Source organism: Pseudomonas sp. C9 (assembly GCF_002000165.1).
In the GTDB taxonomy this organism is placed as follows: Bacteria; Pseudomonadota; Gammaproteobacteria; order Pseudomonadales; family Pseudomonadaceae; genus Aquipseudomonas.
On record NZ_MPAK01000001.1, the window covers coordinates 1,645,238 to 1,657,797 of the forward strand.

Consider the following 12,560-nt stretch of genomic DNA (forward strand, 5'->3'; position numbering starts at 1 on the left):
TACCGCTGGGTGCCTGCTGTGCTTACTGCAACGGGCACCCAAGCCCCTCAAAACTGTCTTCGCCGCTGAATAACCGTTGCATCTGCGCAGCCGGTCGTGGTCGGCTGAACCAGTAGCCCTGGCCGTAGTGGCAGCCTTCACTGATCACAAAGTCGAGTTGTGCCGGGCTCTCGATGCCCTCAGCCACCACTTCCAGGCCCAGGCTACAGCCGAGGCCGATGATCGCCTGGCTGATCGCGCTCTTTTTGTGGTCGTACGGGATGCCGCCGATGAAACTTTTATCCAGCTTGAGGATGTGCAGCGGAAAGCGCGTGAGATAGCCAAGCGAGGAGTAACCGGTGCCAAAATCGTCCAGCGCCAACAACACGCCAAGGCTGGCCAATTCGTTCAGACAGGCCAATGTGTCCTCGTCGTCGTGCATCAGTTGGCTTTCAGTAATCTCCAGGATCAGGCTGGCGGGTGGCAGGCCGCTTTCTTGCAAGATGTCGATTAGCCGGAGGGTGAAGTCGACTTGTTGCAATTGGAGGCTGGAGATGTTCACCGAACAACGCAGGCTTTCATGACCGGCCAGTTGCCAGAGGCGGGTCTGCTGACAGGCTTGGCGCAATACCCATTCGCCGACGGGGATGATTTCCCCCGACTCCTCCAGCGCCGGGATGAACTCCAGTGGTGAGATCAAGCGTTCGCCATGGCGCCACCGCAACAGCGCTTCGACCCCTGACACGAGGGGTGCCCCTTGATCAAGACGATAGATCGGCTGGTAGTGCAGTTCGAATTCATTGTGTTTCAGCGCCTGGCCCAGAGCGGACTCCAACTCCAGATGGTGCTGTGCGGTGTCTTGCAACGCCTCGCTGTAGTGGGCGAACCGCGCCTTGCCGGCAGACTTGGCTCTGTAGAGGGCCAGGTCGGCGGCCTGGAGGACATCCAGCGCCTTGCCGTTATCATGTAATGGCGCGATCCCGATGCTGGCACTGACCACCAGGGTCCTACCGTCCATGTGCAGCGGTTGATGCAGGTTGTCGAGAATGCGCTGGGATATTTGCTCGGCGTCGCGGCCGCAAGTGAGTTCATGAAGCAATACGATGAATTCATCTCCACCGAAGCGGAATAGCTGATCACTGGGGCGCAGAGAGTCTCTCAAGCGCTGTGCCACTTCTACCAGCACTCGATCACCGACGTTGTGGCCAAGGCTATCGTTGATCAACTTGAAGCGGTCGAGGTCGATGAACAGCAGCGCCTCCTGGACACCTCCCTTGCGCTGTTTCATGAAGGTTTTCTGCATTTGCTCATCAAGGCGCGTTCGGTTGGCCAAGCCGGTCAGCGGGTCATGGTGGGCGGCATGTTTAAGGCGCTGCTCGGCATCCTTTTTTGCACTGATATCGGTCTGTGAACCGGCCATGCGCAGTTGGCCCGGTGTCGTCGCTTCGGCGACCCCACGCACCAGTACCCAAATATAGCCACCGTTGTTTTGGCGGATGCGGTACTCATGGTGAACAAAGGAAGTCTGCCCCTGTAAATGGGCATCGATGGCTTGGCGAAAATCCGGCAAGTCGTCCGGATGCACACGACCGAACCAACTGGCGCTACTCTCGCCGACGCTGTCGCGGCTGAGGCCGAGCATGTTGGCCCAGCGTTCGGAAACATACAGTCGATCCAGATCGACATGCCAATCCCAGATACCGTCGTTGGCACCGCGTAGCGCTCGGGCGAAGCGAGCCTCACTGTCCTCCAGAGCCTTGTGCTGGGCCGCACTGTAGGTGTCGATGGCCAGAGTCATGTCGAAAAAAACCGCTTTCAACAGACTTGAATAGAGCGTGGTGTTTTGGCAGTCGCCGAACACACTTGCAAGCATGTCGTTGAGGTATAGACGATAGGCGCCCAGATACCACTTCAACTCCAGGCCGACCTGCTGGTGGATCACACCGATGCGCAGTCGGCCGTTGACGTACTCGTCATCGTAAGGCCCGCCCCACAAACACTGGTAATACTCGACCTGGCTGTGCTTCAGTCGGGCGGTGACGTCCGGCGCGCGAAGTAGCACAGACGGAGTAGGAAATTTCGCCAAGTGACCGTACAAATGATCAACGAAAGCCTGCTGAGCCGAGGCCATATGCGGGGCTGCTGCGCCGAGACGTTCGCCATCTTCGGCACTCCAGTCGAGAAAGCGGAAACGCTCGACGATCTCCTCGTGATCGAGACGGATGCGCCTGAGCAACTCCGTCAGATCTTTTGTCACCTTCATTCTCACTCCCCGGTGTTTGTACGGATGACTTTTTGCTGACAAAAAAAAACGCCGTGACAACCAGTTCTTAACCAGAACTGGTTGTCACGGCGCTTCGTCTTCCAGGCCCATTGTCCTGCTCGGCAAAGCCGGCCCCCGCCTTGGGCGGAACCTACTAATGGCATATTTACATCATTCTGGGCTGTCTGACAATTTATCTAGCAATGCCTGCAATCGTCGTCGTAGCAACCCCAGTTCGCGAGATTTGAAGGCATGTCTTGTCTGCTCTAAAACCTCTGTAGCTTCGAGCAAAGCGGACTGTATCCGCCCGGTTGGTCCCAATTGCCCTTCACCGAGCCAGCGGCAAAACGGCGCGGCAGTGCAATTACCCGGCGCGCTCAGCACTTCGCAATCTGGTGCTATCTGAACCAAGAGAGGGCGCAATTGATCGGCTAGTTCACGATCATTGCAGATAACTCTGGCTGTCTGGTTGGACTCGTACATAACACATCATCCCCATAAGGTTGATGTGCTGTTTACAGCACTGTTCTTGTCATTTTATTGACTAAAATCAATGTTATAGCCGTTGCTTTGGATTCTCTATTTACCCTGTGAAACTCATCACTCTTCATTCCATTCAGGGAGCCCGGAGGGGAGTCCGCGAAAGCACAAAGCCATGCGGGTCCAAAGTATGGGCCGGGATTTTTTCAGAAACACAGAAACGAAAAAGCCCTGAATAATCAGGGCTTTTTCGTATATGTAATGGCGGAGAGATAGGGATTCGAACCCTAGGTACCGGTGAAGGTACAACGGATTTCGAATCCGTCCCATTCGGCCACTCTGGCATCTCTCCAACGGCGCGCATCATAACAACACTTTCGCCGGAAGCGAACCCCCTTTTGCGATTTTTTTCCGTGCTATCAGATGCTTGCGTCGATTAAAGCGGTACGCCCAGACGATTGGCGACTTCTTCGTAGGCTTCGATGACGTCACCGAGGCCCTGACGGAAGCGGTCCTTGTCCATTTTCTTGCCGGTGGCCTTGTCCCACAGGCGGCAGCCGTCCGGGCTGAATTCGTCGCCCAGGACGATGGAGCCGTCGTGGAATACGCCGAATTCGAGTTTGAAGTCGACCAGCAGCAGGCCGGCGTCGTCGAACAGTTTGCTCAGGACTTCGTTGACCTTGAGCGACAGTTCTTTCATGCGAACCAGTTGCTCGGCGGTGCCCCAACCGAAAGCCACAACGTGGGATTCGTTGATGAACGGGTCGCCCTTGGCGTCGTCCTTCAGGAACAGTTCGAAAGTGTAAGGGTTGAGCTTCATGCCCTCTTCGACGCCCAGGCGCTTGACCAGGCTGCCAGCGGCGTAGTTACGCACGACGCACTCGACCGGGATCATGTCGAGTTTTTTCACCAGGCATTCGTTGTCGCCCAGCAGTTTGTCGAACTGGGTCGGCACGCCGGCGGCTTCGAGTTTCTGCATGATGAAGGCGTTGAACTTGTTGTTCACCATGCCTTTGCGGTCGAGCTGCTCGATGCGCTTGCCGTCGAACGCCGAGGTGTCGTTGCGAAACAGCAGGATCAAGCGGTTAGCGTCGTCGGTCTTGTAAACCGATTTGGCTTTGCCGCGGTAGAGTTCTTCACGTTTTTCCATGATGGGCTCCGCTTGCTAAGTAGGTGGGCTAGGCGATGTGTCGCCAGTCGAGCCCTGAATCTTGATCGGCCAGTTGCAGCCAGTCCGGGTCGCACCCGAGGGTGTCGACAAAACATTGCCGGGCCAGCTGCGGCAGGTTGTTCTTGCTGCTCAGATGGGCCAGGACCAGGTGTTGCAGGCCTTGCCAGCCCAACTCAGACACCAGGAATGCCGCCTGGTGGTTGTTCAAATGTCCCAGTTCACCGCCCACCCGCTGCTTGAGGAAGTACGGGTAGTGACCGCGAGCCAGCATGTCACGGCAATGGTTGGACTCGATCATCAACGCATCGAGGTCACGATAGCCGTCCAGCACCTTGTTGCAATACGAACCCAGGTCGGTCAACAGGCCGAAGCGCCGCTCACCGTCGCTGAAGACGTATTGCGTCGGTTCCTGTGCATCGTGGGCCACGGCAATGACGCCGATGCTCAGTGCGCCGATCTGCAGTTGCTCGCCGCCAGCCAGAAGGCCAGCCGGTTCAATTGGTTTGCGCATCCCGCGCAGGGTCCCGCGACTGAGGTAGACAGGCAGATTGTAGCGCCGAGACAGCAAACCCACGCCATGCACGTGGTCGGCATGTTCGTGGGTCACGAGTATCGCGCTCAACTGCGCCGGGTTCACACCCAGGCGCAGCAGGCGTTTTTCGGTTTCTCGCAGGGAGAAACCACAATCCACCAGCACATACGTGTCATCGCTGGCTACCAGCGTGCCGTTCCCTTGGCTACCGCTGCCGAGAACGGCAAAACGCATGTGATCAGCCCAGTTTGTCCTGAATCTCACTCAACACTTTACGCGCCACGTCTGCCGGCGCCACGGTGTTGATGTTTTTCTCGACGGTAACCTGGACGTTTTCACCGACCTTGCTCAGGCGAACCTGATAACGCTCGGCACGGGCTTCAACTTCTTCCTTGCTCGGCGCGCTGCCGAACAGGCTGCTGAAGAAGCCGGGCTTCTCGTCTTTCTTGTCGGCTTTTTCGGACAGGTTGATGTAGTACAGGCCCAGGCTGCGGTTGATGTCTTCAACACGCCATTCGCCCTGTTCCAGCGCACGACCGACGCTCGACCAGGCACGATCCAGGTCTTTGCCGACGTTCAGCACCGGGTTACCGCTGCCGTCTTCGCTCAGGCTGACGCGACTTGGTGTATCGAAATCACGCGAAGCCAGCATCGAGACCGAACCGCCCTTCTCCGAGATGCGGCTCATGCTGGCGAGCATGTCGTCGACCAGCGCCGCGTCCAGGCCGGTGTTGACCGAACGGTTGGTGAAGTCCACGTCGGCTGTGCTGCCGGCAGGACGCTCGGCGCTGACCACATAGACTTCACTGGTGTTGCGCTGCACGCCCGGCTCGATACGCACCCGCACGCGGGTTTGGCTTTCGGTGCTGACACCGGCTGCGCTCAGACGCTTGGCCATCGCGGCGGACAGTTCGTCGGAATGTTGCCAGGTGGTAGTAAATTCGCCGGTTTGTGGACGCTGTTCATCCAGACGGAAACCGTTGTCCTGGAAGAACTGCACTGCCACTGGCCAGACTTCAGCCGGCGGGTTCTGCGCCAGGATAGAGCGCGAATCGCCGGTTTTCTGCAAGGTGTAGGCACTGGCTTCGACAGAGGCCGACAACGGCTGCGGACGAGGAACAATGTATTCGCCCTTGACGGTGTCATCGGCCACGTTACGCGGGATCGGCAGCAGCGGATCCAAGCGTTTGGCGTCGGTGATATTCGGTGGCAATTGCATTGGTGCAGTCTGTTGCGCTTCCAGGTAATCGCTACCACGGTCACGGAAATAACCTTCCGGGCCCCAGACCCATCCACAGCCACTGGTGCTGGAGATAATCAAGGCAAGTGCGGAAAGTCCGGCCATTCGCTTCATGCGTTGTACTTCCTCAATTAAACCAGGACGCTGCACTGGCGCAGGGCCGTGCGAAGCGTTTCATGACAAGGTGCGCTCAGCCAGGTCAGCGGCAGGCGAATGCCTTCGTGCATCAGGCCCATCTCCACCAAAGCCCACTTCACCGGAATCGGGTTGGCTTCAATGAACAGGTCCTTGTGCAGCGGCATCAATTTTTCGTTGATAGCCCGTGCGGTTTCGGCGTCGCCCTTGAGCGCGGCCTCGCACAGGTCGGCCATTTCGCGCGGTGCGACGTTGGCGGTGACGGAGATGTTGCCCTTGCCGCCCATCAGGATCAGCTCGACAGCAGTCGGATCATCGCCGGACAGCACGATGAAGTCCTTGCTCACGCCATCAAGGATTGCCTTGGCACGCTTCAGGTCGCCGGTGGCTTCCTTGATACCAATGATATTCGGCACGGTAGACAGGCGAATCACGGTCTCGGCCTGCATGTCGCAGGAGGTGCGGCCTGGAACGTTATAGAGGATCTGTGGAATGTCGACCGCTTCAGCGATGTGCTTGAAGTGCAGGTACAAGCCTTCCTGGGTCGGCTTGTTGTAGTACGGAACGACCAGCAGGCAGGCGTCGGCGCCGGCTTCTTTGGCATTGCGGGTCAGTTCGACGGCTTCGCGGGTCGAATTGGCGCCGGTGCCGGCGATAACCGGAATGCGACCGTTGACCTGCTTGACCACTGCCTTGATGACAGCGATGTGTTCATCGACATCAAGGGTTGCCGACTCGCCGGTCGTACCGACCGCGACAATGGCATGAGTGCCGTTTTCAAGGTGGAAGTCCACGAGTTTGCTGAGGCTGTCCCAGTCAAGACGCCCTTGTGCATCCATGGGTGTGACCAGTGCCACCATACTGCCCGCAATCATGAAACCGCTCCTGCCGGAAAAAGAGAGCCGTAATGGTACTGGCGCCAAGATGCTTGCACAAGCAAAGTACTGCGCTGCCGCCATTCCCCTTGGCGTTGCTTTTCGCTACCCTTCAGACTTTGATCGGTACTGACTAAGGTCGTACGCCAGATTCCAGCCTCCAGTTACGACATCACAAGCCCTGATCCAGCGTTGCCGCCCCGCGCTCCTGCCACACTGGAGCATATTGCAACCTTGGGCCCGGGCCTTTTGAATTCGCATCCGCAGGCTCGTTCCCGGTAAAAACCCTCTTGGACGTATCGACCGCTCATCGCTTTAGGAATGCTGCATGTCCACCCCCACAGTTCGCGAACAATTCCTTGTCATCAGTGCCCTCGGCGCCAACCCCATGGAGCTGACTAACGTCCTGTGCCGCGCCAGCCATGAAAACCGCTGCGCCGTAGTCACGTCCCGCCTGACCCGTCATGGCGAGTGCAGTGCGTTGATCCTCGAGATCTCCGGTAGCTGGGACGCCCTGGCACGCCTGGAAGGCAGTTTGCCGAGCCTCTCCAAAAAGCATGCGTTCACCGTCAACGTGGTGCGCAGCGCTGCCCTGGAGAACCGTCCTCAGGCCTTGCCTTACGTGGCTTATGTCAGCTCAGCCTATCGCTCGGACATCATTAACGAGCTGTGCCAATTCTTCATGGACCACAACGTCGAGCTGGAAAACCTGACCTGTGACACGTACCAGGCACCGCAAACCGGTGGCACCATGCTCAACGCCACGTTTACCGTAACCTTGCCGGCCGGCGTGCAGATCAGCTGGCTGCGCGATCAGTTCCTGGATTTCGCCGACGCGCTGAACCTGGATGCCCTGATCGAGCCGTGGCGCCCACAAAACCCAATGTAAGGAAGCTTTCATGGCCGTTGCCATCGACCAACCGGTTGCCGACTTCGAAGCACCCGCCACCAATGGGCAGACCGTCAGCCTCGCGGGCCTGAAAGGCAAGCAGGTGGTGATTTACTTCTATCCGAAGGACAGCACGCCGGGTTGCACCACTGAAGGCCAGGGCTTTCGCGATCAGCTTGAAGCGTTCAAAACGGCCAACACCGAAGTGTTCGGTGTGTCGCGTGACAGCCTCAAATCCCATGAAAACTTCAAGGCCAAGCAGGCGTTCACCTTCGAGCTGATCAGCGACAAGGAAGAAGCGCTTTGCCAACTGTTTGACGTGATCAAACTGAAAAAGCTGTATGGCAAGGAGTACATGGGCGTTGATCGCAGCACGTTCCTGATCGACAAGGACGGCGTGCTGCGTCAGGAATGGCGCGGCGTGAAGGTGCCGGGGCATGTGGATGCGGTGTTGGCTGCTGCTCAGGCCCTGAACAAGGCCTGATTTCTTCGAAGTCTTTTCGGACGCCTTCGCGAGCAAGCCCGCTCCCACATTAGACCGAGTTTTTCCTGAAGGAATACGATCAAGTGTGGGAGCGGGCTTGCTCGCGAAGAGGCCATCAGCCTCACTAAAGAATTAAAGCAGCGGCGCCACTTCCGGCTCTTTGCGTGGCCACGCATCCAGCACGGCTTTGAACAGCGTCGCCAGCGGAATCGCGAAGAACACACCCCAAAACCCCCACAACCCACCAAACAACAGCACCGCACAAATGATTGCAACCGGGTGCAGGTTGACCGCTTCCGAAAACAGCAACGGCACCAGCACGTTGCCGTCCAGCGTCTGGATAATCCCGTAGACCGCCATCAAGTAGATGAACTGATCACTCCAGCCCCACTGGAACAGGGCAATCAGCATGACCGGCACGGTCACCACCACGGCACCGACGTACGGCACCACCACCGACACGCCCACCAACAAGGCCAACAGCGCTGCGTAGTTCAGCCCAAGAACCACAAAACCGATGTAGGTCACGCCCCCGCAAATGAAAATCTCGATGACCTTGCCGCGAATGTAATTGGCGATTTGCCGGTTCATTTCGTGAGCGACGCGGGTGATCAGCGCCCGTTCACGGGGCAGGTAGCCCCGCACCCACTGGCCGATCATCTCCCGGTCCTTCAAGAAGAAGAACACCAGGATCGGCACCAGGACGAGGTAGATCATGATGTTGACCAGCAGCGGCAAACTCGACAGAGAGAACGTCAGCGCCCACTGGCCGAATTTGCCGATTTCGCCGCGCGCCACTTCAATGGCCCGCAACACCTGCTCATCGGACACCAGATGCGGATAGCGCTCGGGTAGCAGCAATAACAGCGACTGCCACTTGACGAGCATGCCGGGCAACTCGTTGAACAGCGTGATCAGTTGATGCCAGAGCAGCGGCACGACGACAACAATGAAAACCAGCAACACCCCCATGAACAGCGCAAAGACCAGCCCCACCGCCACGGCGCCGGGTATACGCAGACGTTCGAGGGTGACCACCAGACCTTGCATGAGATACGACAGCACCATCCCGGCGAGCACCGGCGCGAGCATGCCACCCAAAGTGAGGACCGCCGTGAATGCCAGAACCAGCAGCACGGCCAGCACCACGGCTTCTTCATCGGAAAAGTAGCGCTGAATCCAGTCGCGTAACACCTTGAACATCGATATTCCTTAGAAACGAACGCAGCCGGTTTCAGGCTTTTTTTAACCAGTAGCGGTAAACACCCGCCTCATCTTCTTCGCGAAGCAGCGTATGACCGGCCAATCGGGCAAAGGTGCGAAAATCGCGCTGAGAACCTGCATCCGTGGCGATGACCTTGAGCACCGCGCCGCTGGCCAGGCGATTGAGCTCCATCTTGGCCTTGAGCAGCGGCAATGGACAATTCAGGCCGCTGGCGTCCAGTTCGGCGTCATGGGCTACTGTGTCAGTCATTGCTTCACTCCGGGTCTGGTGGTTGAGTTGCCTAGAATATCTGGTCGCAAGCCAAGTGTCCGGCTACAGTAAGGTCTTTGTCGACTAAGGCTTTGTGCATGACTTTTTTGCGCCCTACCCTGCTGACGCTCGCTTGCCTGCTCGCCTCACCGGGCTTTGCCGACGACCTGCCGTCACTCGGCGACGCCAGTTCTGCCATCGTCTCGCCGCAACAGGAATATCAGTTGGGCCGTGCCTGGCTGGCGCTGTTGCGCAGCCAGGTCGCGCAGCTCAACGACCCACAACTCAAGGATTACGTCGAATCCAGCGTTTACCGACTGGTGGAAACCAGCCAGGTCAATGACCGGCGCCTGGAGTTCATCCTGATCAACAGTCCACAGCTCAACGCCTTCGCGGCGCCCGGCGGGATTGTCGGGGTCAATGGCGGCTTGTTCCTCAATGCGCAGACCGAGGGCGAATACGCGTCAGTACTGGCTCACGAATTGGCTCACTTGTCGCAACGCCACTTTGCCCGTGGCGTTGAAGCCCAAAAGCGTATGCAGGTGCCGATGATGGCCGCCCTGCTGGCCGGGATCGTGATTGCGGCGGCCGGTGCTGGCGATGCGGGGATTGCGACCATTGCCGGTACGCAAGCGGCGGCGATTCAGGAACAGCGGCGTTTCTCGCGTCAGAATGAACAGGAAGCCGACCGGATCGGTATCCTCAATCTGGAAAAAGCCGGTTACGACCCACGCTCAATGCCGAGCATGTTCGAGCGCCTGGGGCGCCAATACCGCTATGACGCCAAGCCACCAGAATTTCTGCTGACTCACCCGGTTACCGAATCGCGGATCGCCGACACCCGCAACCGTGCCGAACAAGCCCCACAGGGCGGCATTGAAGACACGATGCGTTATCAGCTGATTCGTGCGCGGGTCCAGTTGATTTATGAAGAAACCCCTGGCCTGGGCGCCAAGCGCTTCCGTGCCTTGCTTGAGGAAAACCCGAAAAACGATGTCGCGCGCTACGGTTTGGCGATCGCACAAATCAAGGGTGGCCAGCTCAATGAAGCTCGGGAGAACCTCAAGCTGCTACTGGCAAAATCACCGAATGAGATCATCTACAATCTGGCGCAGGTCGATTTGGACATCACCAACAATCGACTGCCCGACGCTCAATCACGCGTCGAGCGGATGCTCACGCAATACCCCGGCAACTACCCGCTGAATCAGATACGTGTCGATTTGCTACTGAAACAGAACCGCACCGCCGATGCTGAGAAGGCCCTGGAAGGCCTGCTCAAGTCGCGTCCGGACGATCCGGATGTTTGGTATCAGGTGGCGGAGACTCGCGGCCTGTCGGGCAACATCATCGGCTTGCATCAGGCTCGTGCAGAATACTTTGCGCTGGTTGGCGACTATCGCCAGGCCATTCAACAGCTCGATTTCGCCAAGCGTAAGGCCGGCAGCAACTTCCCGCTTTCTTCGCGTATCGATGCACGTCAACGCGAGCTGATGGAACAGGAGCGCATGATCAAGGACATGATGGGCTGACGCTCAGCAAAATCCAGGCACAAAAAAACCGCCTCTTTCGAGGCGGTTTTTTATTCAGCCGACAACCGGTTTATTCAGCCAGTTTGAAGGTGATGAAGCTGGCACGACCTTGACGCAGAACCCGCATCGATACCGAACGGTTCTTCGGCAGTGCCTTGGCAATCTCGGTGAACTCCTTACTGGAGCCGATGGCCTGGTTGTTCAGGTGAGTGATGATGTCGCCCGGTTGCAAGCCAATCAGCGAGGCAGGGCCTTCCTGCACTTCCTTGATCACCACACCACCTTTGAGGTCGTAGGTTTTCTTCTGCTCATCGGACAGCTCGGCGACGGAAACACCCAAACGATTGCTGCTGATTTCAACGCCCGATTTAGGCATTGAATCCAGCTCTTTGCCTTCGTCAGGAATCGCACCAACCGTCAGCTCGACGTTCTTGCGCTTGCCTTCGCGAATGACCTCAAGATTAGCCTTGGCGCCTGCTTTCAGCGCGCCCACCAGGTGTGGCAGATCGGCCGACATGATGATCGGTTGACCGTTCATGCTCAGAATGACGTCGCCGACTTGCAGGCCACCCTTGGCCGCCGGGCCGTCGTCCTGGATTTGAGCCACCAGCGCACCGGCCGGTTTCTCTAGACCAAACGACTCGGCCAGGTCCTTGTTCACTTCCTGAATCACCACACCCAACCAGCCCCGGCTGACTTTGCCGCCGTCTTTCAACTGGTTGGAAACATCCATCGCGACATCGATAGGGATCGCGAACGATACACCCATGAAGCCCCCGGAGCGGGTGTAGATCTGCGAGTTGATCCCGACCACTTCGCCATTCAGGTTGAACAGCGGACCACCGGAGTTACCCGGGTTGATCGGCACGTCAGTCTGGATGAACGGCACATAGTTCTCGTTCGGCAGGCTGCGCCCGATGGCGCTGACGATGCCTTGGGTCACGGTGTGGTCGAAACCAAACGGCGAACCGATGGCGACAACCCACTGACCGGCTTTCAGGTCCTGGGATTTACCGAGTTTAAGAACCGGAAGGTCCTTGCCTTCGATTTTCAGCAGCGCCACGTCGGAGCGCGGATCAGTGCCGACCAGTTTGGCCTTCAGCTCACTGCGATCAGCCAGACGGACGAGGATTTCGTCGGCATCGGCGATCACATGGTTGTTGGTCAGAATGTAGCCATCAGGCGAGATGATGAAACCCGATCCCAGAGACTGCGCCTCACGCTGGCGATCACCGCGAGGGGAGCGCGGCTGAGGCATGCCCCGCTCGAAGAACTCGCGAAGCGCTGGTGGCAGGCCTTCAAGGTCCGGCATTTGCCCGGACACTTTGCGGTCCGGCAGTTTCTGGGTGGTACTGATATTCACCACGGCAGGCGAGGCCTGCTCGACGAGCTGGGTGAAATCAGGCAATTCGACTGCTTGAACAGCAGCTGCCTGACCGAGGACCAACACGGTGGCAAACATGGAAAGATAAGACTTCAAGCGTGGTATCGACATACGGCTCCCGT

General features: G+C 58.0%; 11 protein-coding genes and 1 tRNA gene. 3 read left to right on the forward strand and 9 right to left on the reverse strand.

Translation table 11 applies throughout. From position 1 onward, the window contains the following. Window positions 1–22: 22 nt before the first annotated feature. The 6 genes from BMS17_RS07775 to dapA form a co-directional block, all read right to left on the reverse strand. A complete protein-coding gene (locus BMS17_RS07775) occupies window positions 23–2,242 on the reverse strand; it encodes an EAL domain-containing protein (RefSeq protein WP_077430726.1) in 2,220 nt (739 codons plus the stop codon). 742 nt (window positions 2,243–2,984) lie between these two features. Then, window positions 2,985–3,074, reverse strand: a tRNA-Ser gene (locus BMS17_RS07785). An 84-nt stretch (window positions 3,075–3,158) separates the two neighbouring features. Continuing rightward, the gene (gene purC, locus BMS17_RS07790; RefSeq protein WP_007944067.1) at window positions 3,159–3,872 is read right to left on the reverse strand and encodes a phosphoribosylaminoimidazolesuccinocarboxamide synthase; all 714 of its coding nucleotides are present in this window, start codon (window positions 3,870–3,872) and stop codon (window positions 3,159–3,161) included. Between the two features lie 28 nt (window positions 3,873–3,900). Then, on the reverse strand, window positions 3,901–4,659 hold the full coding sequence (locus BMS17_RS07795; RefSeq protein WP_077430728.1) for an MBL fold metallo-hydrolase: 759 nt from the start codon (window positions 4,657–4,659) through the stop codon (window positions 3,901–3,903). A 4-nt stretch (window positions 4,660–4,663) separates the two neighbouring features. Further along, complete coding sequence (bamC, locus tag BMS17_RS07800) at window positions 4,664–5,779, reverse strand: outer membrane protein assembly factor BamC (protein WP_077430729.1); 1,116 nt, start codon at window positions 5,777–5,779, stop codon at window positions 4,664–4,666. Between the two features lie 17 nt (window positions 5,780–5,796). Continuing rightward, window positions 5,797–6,675: a 4-hydroxy-tetrahydrodipicolinate synthase gene (gene dapA / locus BMS17_RS07805; RefSeq protein WP_007979774.1), complete on the reverse strand. Its 879-nt coding sequence runs from the start codon at window positions 6,673–6,675 to the stop codon at window positions 5,797–5,799. 328 nt (window positions 6,676–7,003) lie between these two features. Here dapA and BMS17_RS07815 point away from each other — a divergent pair, with 328 nt between their 5' ends. Then, entirely contained in the window at window positions 7,004–7,564 is a 561-nt protein-coding gene (locus BMS17_RS07815) for a glycine cleavage system protein R (RefSeq protein WP_027925530.1), read from the forward strand. Window positions 7,565–7,574: 10 nt separating this feature from the next. Next, on the forward strand, window positions 7,575–8,048 hold the full coding sequence (locus BMS17_RS07820) for a peroxiredoxin (RefSeq protein ID WP_046029517.1): 474 nt from the start codon (window positions 7,575–7,577) through the stop codon (window positions 8,046–8,048). A gap of 132 nt (window positions 8,049–8,180) precedes the next feature. On the opposite strand, the gene BMS17_RS07825 is transcribed toward BMS17_RS07820, so the two are convergent. Then, window positions 8,181–9,251: an AI-2E family transporter gene (locus tag BMS17_RS07825; RefSeq protein ID WP_046029516.1), complete on the reverse strand. Its 1,071-nt coding sequence runs from the start codon at window positions 9,249–9,251 to the stop codon at window positions 8,181–8,183. Between the two features lie 31 nt (window positions 9,252–9,282). Then, the gene (locus BMS17_RS07830) at window positions 9,283–9,522 is read right to left on the reverse strand and encodes a sulfurtransferase TusA family protein (protein WP_046029515.1); all 240 of its coding nucleotides are present in this window, start codon (window positions 9,520–9,522) and stop codon (window positions 9,283–9,285) included. Window positions 9,523–9,620: 98 nt separating this feature from the next. Here BMS17_RS07830 and BMS17_RS07835 point away from each other — a divergent pair, with 98 nt between their 5' ends. Further along, entirely contained in the window at window positions 9,621–11,054 is a 1,434-nt protein-coding gene (locus BMS17_RS07835) for a M48 family metalloprotease (protein WP_046029514.1), read from the forward strand. Window positions 11,055–11,124: 70 nt separating this feature from the next. Here the strand turns inward: BMS17_RS07835 and BMS17_RS07840 are convergent, their stop codons facing one another. Continuing rightward, window positions 11,125–12,549, reverse strand: a complete 1,425-nt coding sequence (locus BMS17_RS07840; RefSeq protein WP_077430730.1) for a DegQ family serine endoprotease — start codon at window positions 12,547–12,549, stop codon at window positions 11,125–11,127. Window positions 12,550–12,560 lie beyond the last annotated feature (11 nt).